19 protein-coding genes and 1 tRNA gene are annotated in these 17,052 nt (G+C 46.7%); 11 read left to right on the top strand and 9 right to left on the bottom strand.

The annotated features are described in order from the left end of the window. The first annotated feature begins 188 nt into the window (after positions 1-188). The 5 genes from greA to DTO96_RS10225 all read left to right on the top strand — a co-directional run bounded on the left by greA (position 189) and on the right by DTO96_RS10225 (position 4,480). The gene (greA, locus tag DTO96_RS10245; RefSeq protein WP_114563407.1) at positions 189-665 is read left to right on the top strand and encodes a transcription elongation factor GreA; all 477 of its coding nucleotides are present in this window, start codon (positions 189-191) and stop codon (positions 663-665) included. A gap of 230 nt (positions 666-895) precedes the next feature. Then, positions 896-1,384: a DUF4149 domain-containing protein gene (locus tag DTO96_RS10240; RefSeq protein ID WP_192878984.1), complete on the top strand. Its 489-nt coding sequence runs from the start codon at positions 896-898 to the stop codon at positions 1,382-1,384. Between the two features lie 328 nt (positions 1,385-1,712). Next, complete coding sequence (locus DTO96_RS10235; RefSeq protein WP_114563405.1) at positions 1,713-2,708, top strand: FecCD family ABC transporter permease; 996 nt, start codon at positions 1,713-1,715, stop codon at positions 2,706-2,708. Further along, positions 2,705-3,466 (top strand): ABC transporter ATP-binding protein, encoded by a 762-nt coding sequence (locus DTO96_RS10230; protein WP_157964407.1) that lies wholly within the window; start codon positions 2,705-2,707, stop codon positions 3,464-3,466. The genes DTO96_RS10235 and DTO96_RS10230 overlap by 4 nt, the downstream gene beginning before the upstream one ends. 405 nt (positions 3,467-3,871) lie before the next feature. Next, positions 3,872-4,480: an OmpW/AlkL family protein gene (locus DTO96_RS10225; RefSeq protein ID WP_114563403.1), complete on the top strand. Its 609-nt coding sequence runs from the start codon at positions 3,872-3,874 to the stop codon at positions 4,478-4,480. Between the two features lie 107 nt (positions 4,481-4,587). On the opposite strand, the gene DTO96_RS10220 is transcribed toward DTO96_RS10225, so the two are convergent. Together DTO96_RS10220 and DTO96_RS10215 are read right to left on the bottom strand one after the other, a co-directional pair. Continuing rightward, positions 4,588-5,742 carry a THUMP domain-containing class I SAM-dependent RNA methyltransferase gene (locus DTO96_RS10220; RefSeq protein WP_114563402.1) on the bottom strand — a complete coding sequence of 385 codons (1,155 nt, stop codon included), beginning with the start codon at positions 5,740-5,742 and terminating at the stop codon, positions 4,588-4,590. Positions 5,743-5,846: 104 nt separating this feature from the next. After that, entirely contained in the window at positions 5,847-6,269 is a 423-nt protein-coding gene (locus DTO96_RS10215) for a CopD family protein (protein ID WP_114563401.1), read from the bottom strand. A 234-nt stretch (positions 6,270-6,503) separates the two neighbouring features. On the opposite strand from DTO96_RS10215, the gene DTO96_RS10210 reads away from it, so the two are divergent. Then, entirely contained in the window at positions 6,504-6,782 is a 279-nt protein-coding gene (locus tag DTO96_RS10210) for a glycine zipper 2TM domain-containing protein (RefSeq protein WP_114563400.1), read from the top strand. Beyond that, complete coding sequence (locus tag DTO96_RS10205; RefSeq protein ID WP_114563399.1) at positions 6,779-7,234, top strand: OmpA family protein; 456 nt, start codon at positions 6,779-6,781, stop codon at positions 7,232-7,234. Before DTO96_RS10210 ends, DTO96_RS10205 begins: the two co-directional genes overlap by 4 nt. A 109-nt stretch (positions 7,235-7,343) precedes the next feature. Here DTO96_RS10205 and DTO96_RS10200 read toward each other — a convergent pair whose 3' ends face one another. The 5 genes from DTO96_RS10200 to DTO96_RS10180 form a co-directional block, all read right to left on the bottom strand. After that, the gene (locus DTO96_RS10200; RefSeq protein ID WP_114563398.1) at positions 7,344-8,084 is read right to left on the bottom strand and encodes a Bax inhibitor-1/YccA family protein; all 741 of its coding nucleotides are present in this window, start codon (positions 8,082-8,084) and stop codon (positions 7,344-7,346) included. A 526-nt stretch (positions 8,085-8,610) separates the two neighbouring features. Beyond that, on the bottom strand, positions 8,611-9,909 hold the full coding sequence (gene clpX, locus DTO96_RS10195; protein ID WP_114563397.1) for an ATP-dependent Clp protease ATP-binding subunit ClpX: 1,299 nt from the start codon (positions 9,907-9,909) through the stop codon (positions 8,611-8,613). Positions 9,910-9,923: 14 nt separating this feature from the next. Continuing rightward, entirely contained in the window at positions 9,924-10,541 is a 618-nt protein-coding gene (clpP, locus tag DTO96_RS10190; protein ID WP_114563396.1) for an ATP-dependent Clp endopeptidase proteolytic subunit ClpP, read from the bottom strand. Between the two features lie 274 nt (positions 10,542-10,815). After that, positions 10,816-12,108, bottom strand: coding sequence for a trigger factor (gene tig, locus DTO96_RS10185; protein ID WP_114564025.1), 1,293 nt, complete (start codon positions 12,106-12,108; stop codon positions 10,816-10,818). Between the two features lie 164 nt (positions 12,109-12,272). Then, a tRNA-Leu gene (locus tag DTO96_RS10180) sits at positions 12,273-12,360 on the bottom strand. 167 nt (positions 12,361-12,527) lie between these two features. Between DTO96_RS10180 and msrB the strand changes: the two genes are divergently transcribed. The 4 genes from msrB (at position 12,528) to DTO96_RS10160 (ending at position 14,976) form a co-directional block, all read left to right on the top strand. Beyond that, positions 12,528-12,932: a peptide-methionine (R)-S-oxide reductase MsrB gene (gene msrB, locus DTO96_RS10175; protein WP_114563395.1), complete on the top strand. Its 405-nt coding sequence runs from the start codon at positions 12,528-12,530 to the stop codon at positions 12,930-12,932. A gap of 129 nt (positions 12,933-13,061) precedes the next feature. After that, positions 13,062-13,601: a septation protein A gene (locus DTO96_RS10170; RefSeq protein WP_114563394.1), complete on the top strand. Its 540-nt coding sequence runs from the start codon at positions 13,062-13,064 to the stop codon at positions 13,599-13,601. Then, positions 13,598-13,867 carry a BolA family protein gene (locus DTO96_RS10165; RefSeq protein ID WP_373277789.1) on the top strand — a complete coding sequence of 90 codons (270 nt, stop codon included), beginning with the start codon at positions 13,598-13,600 and terminating at the stop codon, positions 13,865-13,867. Before DTO96_RS10170 ends, DTO96_RS10165 begins: the two co-directional genes overlap by 4 nt. 263 nt (positions 13,868-14,130) lie before the next feature. Further along, positions 14,131-14,976 (top strand): foldase protein PrsA, encoded by an 846-nt coding sequence (locus DTO96_RS10160; protein WP_157964406.1) that lies wholly within the window; start codon positions 14,131-14,133, stop codon positions 14,974-14,976. Between the two features lie 197 nt (positions 14,977-15,173). Here DTO96_RS10160 and recX read toward each other — a convergent pair whose 3' ends face one another. Beyond that, positions 15,174-15,812 carry a recombination regulator RecX gene (gene recX / locus DTO96_RS10155; protein WP_114563392.1) on the bottom strand — a complete coding sequence of 213 codons (639 nt, stop codon included), beginning with the start codon at positions 15,810-15,812 and terminating at the stop codon, positions 15,174-15,176. 94 nt (positions 15,813-15,906) lie between these two features. After that, positions 15,907-17,043 (bottom strand): recombinase RecA, encoded by a 1,137-nt coding sequence (gene recA, locus DTO96_RS10150; RefSeq protein WP_114563391.1) that lies wholly within the window; start codon positions 17,041-17,043, stop codon positions 15,907-15,909. Positions 17,044-17,052 lie beyond the last annotated feature (9 nt).

The raw sequence follows: 17,052 nt of genomic DNA, 5'->3' as shown, positions 1-17,052 counted from the left end.
GGGTGTCAGAAATCCATGCAAGAATTTGAGCAAAAAAACAAAAAATGTGTACAATACGGCATATAAACACCGCAACCCTTAGGGCTGCGGTGCTTTTTTTAGAACATTATTTTTTAACCAGCGCAAAGTGTTTTTTACTTTGCGCTGAACGATAGAATATCGGTTTTTACAGTTTGAGAGGGATAAACATGGCAGCGATTCCAATTACCACCTATGGCGCACAATTGCTTAAAGATGAATTGCACGATTTGAAATCTGTGCAGCGTCCGTGGGTTATCAATGCGATTGCAGAAGCGCGCGCGCAAGGTGATTTATCAGAAAATGCGGATTACGATGCGGCAAAAGAAAAACAGGCCTTTGCAGAAGGTCGTATTTTGGAGCTTGAGTCCAAGTTGTCCAATTGCCAAATCATTGACCCGTCGACGTTGGATGCCGAAGGCCGTGTGGTGTTTGGCTCGACAGTGGTGCTTGAGGATTTGGACAACAGCGCAGAAGTGCGTTACCAAATCGTCGGTGATGACGAAGCGGACATCAAATTGAACAAAATTTCCATCAGTTCGCCGATTGCGCGCGCCCTGATCGGCAAATATGCGGAAGATGTGGTTGAGTTTCAAGCCCCATCGGGCAAGCGCGAGTATGAGATCATTGAGGTGTTGTACATTTAAACAGCATGGGAAAAGTAAAAAAACTATTTTCCCGTGTTTGGCTGGGCGTTTTGCCCAAGGAAACCTTGAGAGAAAAAAAGCAAAATAAAAAGGCTTGCAGTCAAAAAAATTTCGGCGCACCCACTTTCAATTGTTTTTTTGGAAAAATAGGTTGGTTTTACGTTTTCTTAATTGCCTGAGTTTAATTGCTGGCGTTTATTGCGAATTGATTGGTAGCCATTGTGAATCCATTGAAAAATAACACGAACACGCTTTTGCCCATGCCGTCTAAACGCATGTTGTTTTTAAGTGGGGTGTCTGATCTCGCGCTTGTGTTGTGGGCTGGTGCCACTTGGGCGGCAGGTTATGTGTTTGCACCCGCATTATTCGCGCATTTTCCACGTGAGTTGGCGGGTGATGCTGCAGGGCAGGTGTTTGCAGCTTTGAATGTGCTGGCTTTGGCCTGCGCGGCGTTGATTCTACTTGATCTGCGTGTGCGTTATGACAAACAATTGCAGCATCAACGTGAATTGTGGGCTGTGGTTGGGTTGGTGTTTGTGGTGTTGATCCAGTACATCGGCCTCGCACCGAAAATGGCGGCGTTGAAGTTGCTGTTCCCTGATGCGCAGGCTGAGACCACTTTTGGACAGTTGCATGGGTTTTCTCAAGTGTTGTTTTTATTGCAGAGTGGCACATTGGCGTACTTGGTTTACCAACGTTTTGCACGTAAAAGTGCATAGCATCTGTCACTTGCTGATTATGTGATTATGCGGTTATTTGATTATGCAGTTTATGATGCGTTTCTTAAATCATCCGATGTTTTTACTTTGGGTTGGTTTTTGTTTTCATCGATTGTGTGAGAATTCCCCGCTCAACACCTCAGGTTGAAGCAAGCGCAAAGCAGGGGGGCTGTCGGTGAACGGTATGCAGCAATCAGCGATAAAATGGGTGAGCGTTGGCTCACCTTTATTTTTCTCTTGGTTTTTGTGCGATTTTCTCGCTCAAAATCTTAACTTAAAATTCTAAAAATAAGTGTTACTTTTTGGAGCCACTATAAATGGTTTTGGCATGATGAACAGCACTGTACAACCTTTGATGACATTTGTGCGCTCGCACAGGCGGGTGGTTGTGCTCATGTCGATTGTGTTGTCTGTTGCCGTGCTTGCATTGGGTGTGGTCAGTGGAACAGCGGAGTTATCGCATGATGTGTTTTGGCAATTGCGTTTGCCTCGGGTGCTGGCGGCTTTTGGTGTGGGCGGCTTGTTGGCGATGTCGGGTTTGATGTTACAGGTGTTGTTACGCAATCCTTTGGCCGAGCCGTACATGCTTGGGGCGGCTTCGGGTGCATCATTTTGTGTGTTGCTTGGCATGCTGTTGGGTGGATCGTGGTGGTTGTTGCAGGGGTTGGCTTTGTTTGGGGCGTTGTCTGCCTTGGGCTTGATGCTGATGGTGATGCGACGCTATTCGCGGCTTGAAGGTGATGTGACTGTTTTACTGCTGTTGGGCATTGTGTTGGCTTCGTTACTGACGGCAGCGGTGAGTGGAATTTTATTGATTTTGCCTGATCGCAATGTGCGCAGTGCTTTGTTTTGGATGATGGGCGATTTGGCGGGTGCTGGCTCGCACTATGTGGCATGGTGTGGCATGTGGTTGGTGCTGTTGTGTGCTTTGACCTTGGCTCGACCGATGTCGGCATTGATGCGTGGTGCGGTGATGGCACACAGCATTGGGGTGGATGTGGTGCGATTGCGTTGGCAGTTGCTGCTGTTGGCGGGGGTGGCGACGGCATTGGCGGTGATGGAGGCGGGGGCGATTGGCTTTGTCGGCTTGATCATTCCGCATGTGGTGAAGTCGTTGGGTGGGCGTTATTTTGGCTCGGACATGTGCATGGTGTTGTCGTTGTGCGCTTTATGGGGTGGGATTTTACTGGTGGTGGCAGATGTCATTGCGCGCACTTTGTTTGCACCGACGCAGTTGCCCGTGGGGTTATTCACGGTGTTGATTGGTGCGCCGTTTTTGGCATGGCGGCTCATTGCGCGTGCGCGGGAAGGGGCAAATGCATGAGCCATGTCGCACAACCAGCCGTTATAGACATCCATCAGTTATCGATTCAGCATGGGGCACGAACTGTTTTAGCGCCATTTGATTGGACGGTTCAAGCGGGGGAGCGTTGGGCCATTTTAGGGGCGAACGGTACGGGCAAGACCAGTGTGCTGCATGCGTTGTTGGGCATTGATGTCAAAGCGGCCTCACACGTGTCTTTGATGGGGCATTCGTTGAGTTCTTTGTCACCTCGTGAGCAGGCGCTGCTTCGGGTGTGGGTGCCGCAGCGTTATGATGAACCGTTTACTTTAACGGTTGTACAGGCATTGACCAGTGTGGCACAAGAGGCGGATGATGCGTGCATTGATCGTGTGTTGGCGCGTTACGGTTTGCATCACCTTGCCCAACATTGGGTGCATACCCTATCGGGTGGTGAACGGCAGCGCTTGACTTGGGCCATGAGTGCAGCCCGCACCACGACCTTGACTCAATTGTGGTTGTTGGATGAGCCGTTGGCGGCGCAAGATTTAGCGTGGCAGTCCGTTTTACTGAAACAACTGCGTCACGCACCTTGCGCGGTTGTGGCGGCGGTGCATGACCTCAATCAGGTGTCTCAGTTTGCAACACATGTGCTTTTGATTCAAAAAAATGCAACGGGTGTTGCGGAGGTGATTGCCGCAGGTTTAAGCGCTGAGGTGATGCAAGCGGAGCTGTTAAGTGCAGCTTACGGTGTTGATTTACACTTGGAGTCTGATTTGGCTTGGTGGCAAGTGCGTTGACCTGTGTTGTTTAAAATTGGGGGGTAGACTGCAAATGCATGGCTGTTGGCCATGCATTTTTTATTGTCATGCAGCATTTGATTATCTATTGACTGTATTGAGACAGATTGAAGAAATGAAAGTTGATGTTGCATGCGCACATTTTTAATTGAAATACTTGAGTATTTTAATATGTTATTAAAAAGTGCAATAAAATAGGTAAATAAACTACATTATATTTAAATTGTAGTTGGATATATTGAAAATACCATAAAAAATAACAAGCACATGTTTTTGTTTAAGCGCACAATAACCATGTAGAGAATAAGGTTTTAGGCGGGCGTCTCTGATACACAAAATGTGGGTGTGAATACACCTGAGTCATGGTTTTGTTTCCTTGCCTTTTTAAAATGTTTGGAGTTTATTATGAAAAAAGTGTTGCTTGCTGGTTTGTCTGTCTTGTCGGTTTTGTCGTCATCTGCCATGGCCAATCAAGGTGATTTGATTGTGCGTGCGCGTGCGATTGCGGTGAGCCCTGATGTCAGCAGCACCAGTGTGTTGTCGAGCATTCACTCTGACTTAAGCACACAAGTGGTACCAGAGTTGGATTTCACTTATATGGTCACAAAGAACATTGGTACTGAATTAATTTTGGGTACATCACGTCATTCGTTGTCGAGCGATTTGGGGCATTTGGGTAAAGTCAGTGTGTTGCCACCGACCTTGACCGTACAATATCATTTTGCGCCCGACGCTCAAATTCGCCCTTACGTTGGTGCCGGCGTGAACTACAGCCGTTTTTACAACAATGACTTGAATGTGGGCGGTAGTGCGGTGTCTATTAAGAAAAACAGTTTTGGCTTGGCGGCTCAGGTCGGCGCAGACATCATGGTGACCGATAAGTATTTCATCAATGCTGATGTGAAATACATTAGTATCCGCACCAAAGCCAGTTTGGGTGGCACAGCGTTGGGCACTTTAAAAGTCAATCCGTGGGTGTTTGGCATTGGCATTGGTCGTAAATTTGCGCTGTAAGCGATGGATTTATGGGCTTATGGATCGCATTTCGATGCGAAAAAAAGCACTGCGAGAAGCAGTGCTTTTTCATTGCCGTTCAAACCTCATGATGAGGCGTGACCCTGTTATTCAGCGGGTTTTTCTTTACGTGCGCTGCCTTGAACCATTTTGAATTCAAACAAGCGACAATCCAATGCGCCGTTGTACAGCGGTGTTTTCTTCGTTGGTGATAAACGCATGTATTTGGGGGTGTCACGATCTGAAGTTAAGATGTAAGCGTTCCAGCCCGCAAAATTGGCTTTGAGGTGATCGGCCCATTGTTTGAAAAACACAGCGTATTCTTCGGAGGTGGTCACGTCAATCCGTTCACCATAAGGTGGGTTGCAGACCAGCACGCCGTCTTTGCCGGGTGGCATGGCATCGAGCACATTTTGCTGCTCAAAAGCGACGGAGAAAGGCAAACCGCTGCGGCCAAGGTTGTGTTCAATGTCTTTGACCGCATAGGCGCTGATGTCCGAAGCATAGATGGCGCGCGGTGTTTTATCAATTTTTACATCATTTAAAACATTTTGCCATAAGGTTTTATCGAAACCGTGGTATTGCTCAAATGCAAAATGACGCTGCCAGCCTGGCGGGATGTTGGCGGCCATCAAACCTGCTTCGATGATGATGGTGCCGCTGCCGCACATTGGGTCAAATAAAGGTTGGGTCGGTTTCCAGCCCGATAACATGATCAAACCAGCCGCCAAATTTTCACGTAAAGGCGCGCGGCCTTTGTCTTCACGCCAACCGCGTTTGAATAAAGCTTCACCTGATGTGTCGAGGTAAAGTGTGCAATCAAACTCAGTGATGAAGGCATAAATGCGCACATCGGGTGTGGCCGTGTCGACACTGGGGCGGCGATCCATTAAGTCGCGAAAATAGTCACAGACCGCGTCTTTGATGCGTAAAGTGATGAATTCTAAACTGCGTAAAGGTGATTTAATCGCATTGACCTCGACTTTAATCGAGTGGTCGGGCGTGAAATAACTGCTCCAAGGCGTGCGAGAGGCGAGGTTGTAGATGTCGTCTTCATTGCGATAGCCGCCTTGATTGAGCTTGAGTAAAACGCGCGAGGCGATGCGTGAGTGTAAATTGGCGCGGTACATCAATGCAAGGTCACCTGCAAAAGCCACACCACCATGGGTTGGTTTGATGTGCTGGGCATTGATTTGCTGGAGTTCTTGAACCAATAAAGGCTCTAAACCACGGGGACAAGGTGCGAAAAAGGACAACGACATGTTTTTTTAATCCGGTAAAAAGACATCACCCAGTGTATGGGCAATGGGGGTGATGGGGGTAATCCCATTAGGGTTGTGATACGAAATGGAGATCAATCAAGTAATCAAACGGAGAAAGGTTTGATCACCACCAGTGCTGTAATGAGCAACATCAAAATCACTGGAATTTCGTTGAACCAGCGAAACCAGACATGGCTATGGGTGTTGCGATTGAGGTCAAAGTCTTTAAGCAGTTTGCCGCAATAAACATGATAAGCCACGGCAACAAGCACCAACATCAACTTTATGTGCAGCCAGCCCCCCCGAAAACCAATGCCCAACCACAATGCCAGCCCAAGCCCAATTGCTGGAATGGCGAGGATGTGCATGAAGCGATACAGCCGAGCTGCCATCAACAGCAGGCGGTGCTGTGACGGAGCATCCGACTCTTGAGCCAAATTGACAAAGATGCGTGGTAAGTAAAAGAGACCTGCGAACCAAGACATCACAAAAACAATGTGAAAAATTTTCAACCAATTGTAGAGCATGGTGTTTTCTTATAAAAATATAAACTGCTTAAGCCGTCAGCATTTAGCCTGCTGATGTAACAGGTTTTTTTGAATATGGTGCACATGCACAGCGAAACATTATTGTACGGCAGTTTGGGGTTTTAACTTTATAAAAATAGTTGATGCATTGTGTGCACCAAATCGAAAGCTTAGGCATTACTGTGTGCACGGGCACGCTGCCCACATGAACAAAGACCTTTGAAAGGAAAGACCATGAATTCGTTTTTACTCAAAAAAACTGGTATGGCACTCATCGCTGTGGCGATGTTGGCGGGTTGCGTGAGCAACAACGGTTTAAACACCCCTGTGGGCACAGCGATTGGCAGCACCGAACCATTTAACGGCATCGGTGGTATGAATCGAAACACCACCATTGGTGCGGGGACGGGTGCGGCTTTGGGTGGTGTCATTGGTGCAGCTGTTTCAAAAAATGGCAAGAAAAATGAAGGTGCATTGATTGGTGCTGCGTTGGGGGGGTACTGGGTGGTGTGATTGGAAATAATTACGGTCAACGCATTGACCAACAAGTCAGCCAAATCGGTTCTATTTTGAATGGCACGGGGGCGAATGTCACCAAAATGGCAGACGGATCTCTGAAAATCAACCTTGCAGGCGATGTGTCTTTCAACTCGGGCAGTGCGGCGATCCGCAGCACTTTTGTGCCCACTTTGACCAATGTGGCCCAAGTCATCAATCAAACGCCAAACAGTCGCGTGGTGATCGTCGGCCATACCGACAGCTCAGGCTATGCCGATGCCAATCAAGCTTTGTCATTGGCGCGAGCCAACAGTGTGCGCGACTTTTTGGTGACCAGCGGTACATCAAGTGCACGCATGACCTCTTATGGCCGTGGCTCAACTCAACCCATAGCTGACAATGCAACTGAAACAGGGCGGGCACAAAATCGTCGAGTAGAAGTATTCGTGTTTCCAGAAAGCCAATAATTGTTGGCATCGTAGAAATCAATCTTTTTATACCTTGGGTCTGAAATTGAAGTGGATGTTTGAGGTTGATGGAAATAAAAAAAGCGCTCAATTCATTGAGCGCTTTTTTTCATCGGTCACGTAACTTAGACAACAACCGCAGGATTTCTAGATACAACCAAACCAAAGTCACCACCAAACCAAAAGCGCCGTACCACTCCATGTATTTCGGGCTGCCGCTGGCCACACCGCGTTCGATGAAGTCAAAGTCCAATACCAAATTCAATGCAGCAATTGCAACGACAAGCACACTGAATCCAATGCCAATGGGGGTGGGTGCACTGATGAATCCCATGCCACTGCCAAAAAATGACATGACAAAATTGACCAGATAAAGCACAGCGACTGCGCCTGTGGCGGCAACAACACCCAGCTTAAAGTTCTCAGAAGCCCGAATCAAGCCACTTTTATAGGCCAACAGCAGACAGCCTAAAGTCCCGAAAGTCAACGCCATGGCTTGCAACACAATGCCAGGGTAACGCATTTCAAAAATGGCTGAAATGGCACCTAAAAATACACCTTCCGCTGCGGCATATGCTGGCGCAAGATAAGGGGCGGTATGTGTTTTGAATGAAATGATGAGCGCCAAAATAAAACCAATGACAGCTGCACCCGTGGCCAGAGGCATCATCATCGAGGCCATTGGACTTTGTTGCATCAACAAACGCCAGGGCAAGGCCGCACAGACGACAGCAATAAACAACAGAATGCCTGTTTTATTGACCGTGCCATTCAACGTCATCCGATCACCTGCTGTACCAGCACGCTGTTTGAATGCCTCATCAGAAAGGGTGGGGTTGCCTGAGCGCATGGTGTGTCCTTTTTTAGGTAAAAAAACATTGTATCTGATTTTTTACTGTTGTGAAGCAAAGCTGTTAAAAATTAAATTTATCCTAAGTCCATGAAAATTAAAAACAAAAAACACTTGTGTTGGGGATGAAAAAGGGTACAATGAATTCACCCGATGCAGTTATAACAGAGTCGAATGGTCAGTATTTTTTTGATGACTTTTTTGATTTGGCTTGTTTGTTGTGCTGCAGTTGACTTGGGTGTGTTTTACAAGGGCGCAACTTCTGCCGTTGTTTGAGGTTGATTTCATAAAATTTTTATCGAATGATATGATTTTTTCTGTTATCCAAACTTAACTAATGTAACATCCAGCGAGTGACACCACGTTCACCGCAGAGCACCTTGCCCTAAAAGGTGCACCTTTGGTCGCTGTTTTAGTCACCAAAAAAACAACAGGCAAACTTGAAAAGTTTGCCTGTTTCGTTTTGACCATCAACCATCATAATGGACAATGCTTAAGTGCTTATTTTTTCTGCTTAATCTTCTGGTTAAGAAGCCAGAGAATGCAGTGGCGTTGTTTTTTTGTGACTGGTTTCTGCTGTCACTGGGATCAATTGAGGTTGCTGGCGATCTGTTACAGTGGCTTCATCCACGATGACTTTGGCAATGTTTTTTTGAGAGGGCAGTTTGAACATCGTGTCCAGCAACGTTTCTTCAACGATGGCGCGCAGGCCGCGTGCGCCTGTTTTGCGTTCCAAAGCTTTTTTAGCAATCGCGATCAAAGCATTGTCGGTGATTTCCAACTCAACCTCTTCCATATCAAACAATGCGGCATATTGTTTCACCAAGGCATTCTTTGGTTGTGTCAATATGTTGACCAAAGCGTGTTCATCAAGGTTGCCGAGTTTGGCAATGACGGGTAAGCGACCAATTAATTCGGGGATCAAGCCGAATTTGATCAAGTCTTCTGTTTCAACTTCCAATAGCAGTTCACCAACGCTTTTCTCTTCTTTTTTATGCACGGCTGCATTGAAACCCATCCCACCTTTTTGTGAACGGTGGGCAATCACTTTGTCGAGGCCATCAAACGCACCGCCGCAGATGAACAAGATGTTTGTGGTGTCGACTTGGATGAAGTCTTGATTGGGGTGTTTGCGACCCCCTTGTGGTGGGATCGATGCAACTGTGCCCTCGATCAGTTTGAGCAAGGCTTGTTGTACGCCTTCGCCCGAGACGTCACGTGTGATGGATGGGTTATCTGATTTGCGCGAAATTTTATCAATTTCATCGATGTAGATGATGCCTTGTTGCGCCTTTTCTACATCGTAGTTGCAGTTTTGTAGCAATTTTTGAACAATGTTTTCAACGTCTTCACCGACGTAGCCTGCTTCAGTCAGAGTGGTTGCGTCGGCCATTACAAAGGGGACGTTGAGCAAACGTGCCAATGTTTGAGCCAGCAATGTTTTACCAGAACCAGTGGGGCCAATGAGTAAAATATTACTTTTCGACAGCTCAACATCGGTCTTTTTGCGGTTCTTTAAGTGACGCAAACGTTTGTAGTGGTTGTACACAGCAACAGACAACACGCGTTTGGCATCGTTTTGGCCAATCACGTAGTCGTTCAGTTTGTTTAAAATCTCTTCTGGGGTGGGTAAGCTGGCAGATTCTGCTTTGATCGCTTCATCATCGGTTTTAAATGCTTCTGCTTCTAAAATTTGGCCGCATAAAGTGATGCATTCATCACAGATGTGACCATGCAAACCTTCAATCAGCTTGTTTGCTTCTTCTTGGCTTTTACCGCAAAAAGAACATTCAGCTGCGGGGGGAGGGTTTTTTTCGTCAGTCATTCATCGTCCTTGAATTAAAGAGTGTCACGGCTGGTCAACACGCGGTCAATTAAGCCGTATTCGAGCGATTCTTGTGCTGAAAAAAAAGTGTCGCGATCGGTGTCACGTTCGAGGCGCTCAAGCGGCTGTCCTGTGTTGTTGGCCATGATTTGATTCAATTGAGCGCGTAACAATAAAATTTCACGTGCGCGAATTTCGATGTCTGAAGCCATCCCTTGTGCACCACCCGAAGGTTGGTGAATCATGACTCGAGAATTGGGCAATGCAAAGCGTTTTCCTTTTGCGCCAGAGGACAGCAAAAATGCGCCCATGCTGGCCGCCATGCCAATGCACATGGTGGACACATCTGGTTTGATAAAGTTCATGGTGTCGTAAATGCCAAGACCTGCGGATACAGAGCCTCCAGGAGAGTTGATGTACAGGTGAATGTCTTTTTCAGGATTTTCACTCTCTAAATACAACATTTGTGCAATCACCAGATTGGCACTTTGGTCGTCCACGCCGCCCACCAAGAAAATAACCCGTTCTTTCAAAAGACGAGAATAAATGTCAAACGAGCGCTCACCACGGCTGGTTTGTTCAACCACCATAGGGATGAGGCCTAAACCTTGGGGTTCTTGCTGAAACAACATGAGAATTCCTTCAAAGATAAAAAATAGAGATGGAGGCGTGAAAAGAGAATGCAAGAGGGGAGAGGAAATCTACAACGTTCTTCGTCAAGCATGGTGCGAAAAAAGCATTTACGCAATGACCACATCATAACGTAATTTTAACGATCACGTATCTGTAGGCCTTTATTTTTCAGTGTTTAAGGGGAGATTTGATAAGAAAAAAACCCTAACGAACGTTAGGGTTTTTTTCTGTACTCCGTTCTATAAAGAACCTTTGAATGAGTTTTGTCAATGATTAACGCTGTTGATTCATCAACTCTTCAAATGCAACTTCTTTTGTAGATGTTTTGGCTTGAGAGAGTGCCCAAGCAACCACATTGTCTTCCATGGCAACCGCTTCAACTTCAGCCATGCGATTGGCGTCGGTTTTGTACCATTTGATGAAGCCAGCTGGGTCTTCATATGCTTGTGCCACAACGGCCACTTGCGCATCAATTTGCTCTGCGTTGGCGCGCAATTCATGGGTTTTAACCAAGCCAGCAATCAATAAGCCCAAGCGAACACGACGTTCTGCACGGTCTTTGAAAATGTCGGCTGGTAATACCATTTTGTCATCGACAGGGATGCCACGTGCACGTAAATCTTCGCGTGCGTTGGTTTGCAAACGTTCCACGTCCTCGTTCACCAATGCGGTAGGGACATCAAATGATACGGCTGACAACAGTGCATCCATGACGTTGTTTTTAGTCATTGCTTTGGTGCGTTGAGCGATTTCACGTTCTAAGTTGGCTTTGATGTCGGTTTTCATTTTTTCAACATCGCCATCGGGTACGCCGAGTGACTTTGCAAATGCCGTGTCCAGCTCAGGCAATTGAGGGGCGGCCACATCTTTGACGGTTACCGTGAATTGAGCTGTTTTGCCTGCAACATCTTTACCGTGGTAGTCTGCTGGGAATGGTAAATCAAAAGTGCGTGCTTCACCTGCTTTTAAGCCTTCAATGGCTGTTTCAAATTCAGGCAACATGCGGCCTTGACCCAAAACAAATGGATAATCAGTCGCTGAGCCGCCGGCAAAAGCCACGTCATCAATTTTACCTTCGAAGTCGATGGTCACTTGGTCGTCTTTGGCCGCCGCTTTGTCAGCAGAGCTGTAGCTCACACGCTGTTGGCGCAACACGTCCAATGTACGGGTGATGTCCGCATCGGTGACGTTGCATTGTGCTTGTTCAACCTCAACGTCAGCCAAATTGACGTCGCTCACTTCTGGGTAGACTTCAAATGTTGCAGTGAAAGTCATTTGGCCTTCTGCATCCGTGCTTTCGGCAGGAACGATGTTTGGTAAGCCAGCGATGCGCAAGTTGTCGGCATCTGCTTTTTTTGCAAACTCTTCACCCACTTGGTCATTCAAGGCTTCCCATGAGGCTTGGCTGCCATACATTTGTTTAACGCGTGAAAGAGGCACTTTACCTGGGCGGAAACCATCAATTTTGACGGTTTTGGCCATTTTTTGCAGGCGTTTTTCAGTGGCTGCATCGACTGCGGCCGTTGTGATGACGATGTCAAATGAGCGTGTCAGTGATGGTGTCATTGCAGGTGCTGTCTCTGCGACGGCTTCTGGTGTTGTTTGTTCTTCGTTCAAAATTTCTTGTGCTTCAGTTGTCATTTTAGATAACCTTTTTGTAAGTAAAACCATCTGTTGATGTGCATCTAATTTCTCTAATGTGTTGAAAAAACAGAGAAGTTAAAATATTCTGGTGCGAAGGAGGGGACTCGAACCCCTACACCTGTTTAGGGCGCCAGGACCTAAACCTGGTGCGTCTACCAATTTCGCCACCCTCGCTGATGAGCTTGTTTGAGCGTTTGCCTCAAACCGAAAACGGGTATTGTACTGTATTGTACGGGTGCTGTAAAATCCTATTGCATTTTTGTAATGAATTGAGCGTTAAATACGTCTAATGCTTGCTGTAAAGACTTTATTGGTTTTTTAATGAAAAGGATGGCAAAAAAATGAGTGACAATAATAATGAGACATTACGAGAAAAGTTAAGTCCATTGGCGTATCAAGTGACGCAGGAAAAGGGAACTGAGCGGCCGTTTACCAGCTCATTTTCTGAGTCTTGGCATGAGGGCGATTATCATTGTGTGGTGTGTGATGCGCTGTTGTTTGAGTCTGGGCATCAGTTCAATGCGGGGTGTGGTTGGCCGAGTTTTGATGCCCCAGCGTCTGTTGAGGCGGTGGCTGAGCACCGAGATGTGTCGCATGGGATGATTCGAACGGAGGTGGTGTGCCACAATTGCGGTGCGCATTTGGGACATGTGTTTCCTGATGGGCCTCCGAAGTCGACGGGTTTGCGCTACTGCATCAATGGGGCTGCATTGAATTTTTTGCATGAACCTGACGTTTCGGATTAAAAACAGGGGTAAAATGCACACCAATTGTCCATTTTGTTGGATTAAGATGCAAGGCCGCTTGTGTTTTGGCGGTCTTGTTCTTTTTTGATTTTATTTGACGCATGTCCTATACCTTTGAGCAAAGAGTCCATGAAAACTTTGATTGATTTTTTCCCAGTTGTCTTGTTTTTTCTCAGTTATAAATTGACCAATGACATGTTTCTGGCAACTGGCGTGGCCATGGCATCGACTGCGGTGCAGATGTTGTTAATGAAATGGAAAAAAATTCCCATTCAAATCATTCATTGGGTGAGCTTGGTTTTGATTGTCCTTTTGGGCAGTATGAGCATTTATTTTCACGAAACCATCTTTCTAAAATGGAAATTTAGCGTGTTGGAATGGAGCATGGGCTTGGCCATATTGGTGGGGCAGTATGTATTCAATAAAAACATGCTGAAATTGTTGTTGGGACATGAGTTGGTGCTGGCAGATGGTGTGTGGAAACAGTTGGGTTTGATGTGGGCGGGTTTCTTTATATTTTTGGGTACTTTGAATATTTACATCGCTTACAGCTTCTCGGATGATGTGTGGTTCAATTTTAAGTTGTACGGCAGTTTGGCTTTGACACTGTTGTTTACGGTGCTTCAAGGGGTTTGGTTGGCGAAGCATTTACCACAGGATGAAGCATGATGAATGATGTGCAGGCGGAATTAGAGGCTCGTTTGATTGCGGCATTGTCACCCACTGAGTTGAGTGTGATGGATGAATCGCACTTGCATGCTGGGCATGTGGGTGCCCGTGGCGGTGCGCGTCATTTTGCAGTGCGGATTGTGTCATTAAAGTTCAATGGCTTGACACGGATGGCTCAGCACCGATTGGTGTACGCTGCAATGGCTGATTTGATGCCTCATCCGATCCATGCTTTGCGCATTGAATCTATCGCAACATTGGTTTAACGGGTTCATCAGAAATTTAATGTTTTGATTTATGGCTTGATTGGTTGTTCATGGGTTTTGTGTTGAATTGATCGAAACACCCTGCTTCAAAACGGGGTTTTAGTGCAGGTTGGTTGATCATTCAGCTACGTGAAGTAAGGCAATTAACGTCTTGAAACTGTCTTGAAACTTAAGCAAGTGCAAAGTAAACTTTACTTTGTCATTAACTGTAATTTGTTGTTTTATTTTATTTATTTAACCCAAACACATAAGGAATGGGCGTTATGAAAAAGAGCAGTACTTTAGTTGCCGTATTATTGGCAGGCGTTGTTGGTTTGTCTGCATGCAATAAATCGTCCGAGACCAAATACACTTCGACACAACTGGTGGACACCATTGTTGCGGACATGAACAAAGAAAATCCAAATCAACCGGTGACACCAGAACAGCGTGCAAAAATTGAAGAAGCCATTGCAGTTCAAGGGGCGGTGGTTGAGGCGGCTAAAAAAGATGGTTTGGACAAAACAGACCACACCAAAATGTTGTTGGCCTTGCAGCAAGATCAAGTCATCATGTCTGAATACATGCGTTTGAAAATGGAAGCATTTAAACCAACGGATGAAGAGTTGAAAAAAGTATACGATGAACAAGTTGCGAAAATGAAAGGTGCGGGTCAAGAATACCATTTGCGTCATATTTTGGTTGATTCTGAATCACAAGCCAATGAAATCATTGCTAAGTTGAAAACGGGTGCAAAGTTTGCCGATTTGGCAAAAGGCACTAAAGACACGGGTTCGGCTGCAAATGGTGGCGACTTGGGTTGGAATACATTGGATAAATGGGTGCCAGAATTCGCTGATGCAGCGGGCAAATTGACTGCCAATGGGATCACGGAAAAACCTGTAAAATCTCAGTTTGGCTACCACGTGATTCAATTGGTGGAGGCTCCGCGCGATGCAAAAGCACCTGCAAATCAACCGCCCGTGCCACCATTTGATCAAGTGAAGCCACAGATTTTGGAAATGGCGAAACAAAATTACATGAAAACGCTGCAAGAAGGTTTCTTGCCGAAGAAAGATGCAGCCGCAGCACCCGCTGCCGCGCCAGCACCCGCAGGCGATAAAAAATAATCAGGCAATGATTGGGTGTAAAAAGCCGCTGTTCCCCTTGATGATTCGGGAACGGCGGTTTTTTTATTTGTTTTAAAGGATTGTTCGGTACTTGGCTCTTTTATAAAAAATAGAGACTTACGGTTGTGCATTGAGACGATGACTTACTTACAACATCTCCTCCAGTGGCATCTTGCATGACGGAGGGTCATGTTTTTTTATGGCATGTCATCAAACAGGTCATCGGCATTTTTAATGACTTTGTTGATGACGTCAAAGCCAAAGCCGCGACTGGCCATAAAGCGAATTTGTTTGGCTTTTTCCTTGAGGTCGGCGGGTGACTGGCCAAATTTTTTGAGCCACACGTCGTGGGCGCGTTTAAGCTCTGTGCTGGCCAATTGTTCTAAAGCTTCGGTGATGAGTTCGCTGTCCAGTCCTTGTTGTTTAAGCTCATGTTTGACACGTGCATTGCCGTAACGTTCACCCTTCACTTTGGCCACCGATGCCGCCACACGGACATCCGATTGCCAATTGTGTTGTGCCAAATCGTCTAAAACTTCATCGGCGATGGATGAACCGAGGTCATCCTCGCAATCAAAGTGTCGCAATGACAATAGAACTTTCTTGCGCAGTTCGACACGACTGTATTCACGGCGTGACAAGTAGGTGATGGCGCGGGTGCGAACCTTTTGGCGCCAATCTTTGGCGCTTAATAGGGTGATGTCGGATGCTTGATGTGCTTGCTCTGCATCTTGGGTGTCTGTGATGTGCGCGCTGTGGACTTTTTTGAACCCTTCAAAGGGTTCAAATTGTTCGAAAGCATCGTCATCATCGTCATGAGTTATTCTGGGCACCATGTGTTGCCGTGTGGTTGGATTGATCAAATAAAAACAAACATGTGTTTAAAAATAAAAACCCCGCACTCGCAGGGTTTTCGTACATGCCTTCAGGTTAAATCGCATCATCTTCAGCAGCGGCTTCAACTTCTTTAGGCGCTTTTGCGGTTTTTTCTGCTTTACTGGCGCCTTTGGGTTCACTCAGAATGGCACGGGCTTTCACACCCAGTTTATCCCGGACCAAGTTTTCGATTTCCACCGCGACGGCGGGGTTGTCACGTAAATATTCACGCGCATTGTCTTTGCCTTGGCCGATGCGGTCTTTGCCGTAGCTGTACCATGCCCCTGCTTTATCAACGATGCCTGCGGCCACACCCATGTCAATGACCTCACCTTCGCGCGAGATGCCTTCACCGTAAAGGATGTCAAAAATGGCTTCTTTGAAGGGGGGCGCAACTTTGTTTTTGACAATTTTCACGCGGGTTTCGTTGCCCAGTACTTCTTCACCTTTTTTGATGCCGCCAATGCGGCGGATGTCAAGGCGAACAGAAGCATAAAATTTGAGGGCGTTACCGCCCGTTGTGGTTTCGGGAGAGCCAAACATCACACCGATTTTCATACGGATTTGGTTAATGAAAATCACAGTGCATTGGCTGCGGCTGATGGAAGCCGTGAGTTTACGCAATGCTTGACTCATCAGGCGTGCTTGCAAGCCTGGTAAAGATGCCCCCATGTCGCCTTCAATCTCAGCTTTGGGTACGAGGGCAGCCACCGAGTCGACGATGATGAGGTCAACTGCACCTGAACGCACCAATGCGTCAACCATTTCAAGGGCCTGTTCGCCTGTGTCGGGTTGAGAAATCAGTAGGTCGGTCAAGTTCACACCAAGCTTTTGGGCATAGCTGACATCCAATGCATGCTCTGCATCGACGAAGGCGCATGTGCCACCGAGTTTCTGCATTTCAGCCACGACGTGTAAGGTCAATGTGGTTTTGCCTGATGATTCTGGGCCGTAAATTTCAATCACACGGCCGCGTGGCAAACCGCCAACACCCAATGCAACGTCCAATCCCAAAGAGCCTGTGGAGACCACTGAAATGTCAGGTTGCTCATTGTTGTCGCCCAAGCGCATGATTGAGCCTTTGCCGAATTGTTTTTCAATTTGTGCAAGTGCAGCGGCCAAAGCTTTGGCTTTATCTTCTGCATTACCTGCTTGGTTGACAGCGGGTTTTGAGTCGGGTCTTGTGGCCATGTTGTGGGT

Source organism: Ephemeroptericola cinctiostellae, from assembly GCF_003339525.1.
In the GTDB taxonomy this organism is placed as follows: Bacteria; Pseudomonadota; Gammaproteobacteria; order Burkholderiales; family Burkholderiaceae; genus Hydromonas; species Hydromonas cinctiostellae.
This window is presented reverse-complemented; position numbering and strand designations above follow the sequence as displayed.

Coding starts and splice junctions, on each gene's coding strand:
- greA (WP_114563407.1), top strand. CDS start 189: ATGGCAGCGATTCCAATTACCACCTATGGCGCACAATTGCTTAAAGAT.
- DTO96_RS10235 (WP_114563405.1), top strand. CDS start 1,713: ATGATGAACAGCACTGTACAACCTTTGATGACATTTGTGCGCTCGCAC.
- DTO96_RS10230 (WP_157964407.1), top strand. CDS start 2,705: ATGAGCCATGTCGCACAACCAGCCGTTATAGACATCCATCAGTTATCG.
- DTO96_RS10225 (WP_114563403.1), top strand. CDS start 3,872: ATGAAAAAAGTGTTGCTTGCTGGTTTGTCTGTCTTGTCGGTTTTGTCG.
- DTO96_RS10220 (WP_114563402.1), bottom strand. CDS start 5,742: ATGTCGTTGTCCTTTTTCGCACCTTGTCCCCGTGGTTTAGAGCCTTTA.
- DTO96_RS10215 (WP_114563401.1), bottom strand. CDS start 6,269: ATGCTCTACAATTGGTTGAAAATTTTTCACATTGTTTTTGTGATGTCT.
- DTO96_RS10210 (WP_114563400.1), top strand. CDS start 6,504: ATGAATTCGTTTTTACTCAAAAAAACTGGTATGGCACTCATCGCTGTG.
- DTO96_RS10200 (WP_114563398.1), bottom strand. CDS start 8,084: ATGCGCTCAGGCAACCCCACCCTTTCTGATGAGGCATTCAAACAGCGT.
- clpX (WP_114563397.1), bottom strand. CDS start 9,909: ATGACTGACGAAAAAAACCCTCCCCCCGCAGCTGAATGTTCTTTTTGC.
- clpP (WP_114563396.1), bottom strand. CDS start 10,541: ATGTTGTTTCAGCAAGAACCCCAAGGTTTAGGCCTCATCCCTATGGTG.
- tig (WP_114564025.1), bottom strand. CDS start 12,108: ATGACACCATCACTGACACGCTCATTTGACATCGTCATCACAACGGCC.
- msrB (WP_114563395.1), top strand. CDS start 12,528: ATGAGTGACAATAATAATGAGACATTACGAGAAAAGTTAAGTCCATTG.
- DTO96_RS10170 (WP_114563394.1), top strand. CDS start 13,062: ATGAAAACTTTGATTGATTTTTTCCCAGTTGTCTTGTTTTTTCTCAGT.
- DTO96_RS10165 (WP_373277789.1), top strand. CDS start 13,598: ATGATGAATGATGTGCAGGCGGAATTAGAGGCTCGTTTGATTGCGGCA.
- DTO96_RS10160 (WP_157964406.1), top strand. CDS start 14,131: ATGAAAAAGAGCAGTACTTTAGTTGCCGTATTATTGGCAGGCGTTGTT.
- recX (WP_114563392.1), bottom strand. CDS start 15,812: ATGGTGCCCAGAATAACTCATGACGATGATGACGATGCTTTCGAACAA.
- recA (WP_114563391.1), bottom strand. CDS start 17,043: ATGGCCACAAGACCCGACTCAAAACCCGCTGTCAACCAAGCAGGTAAT.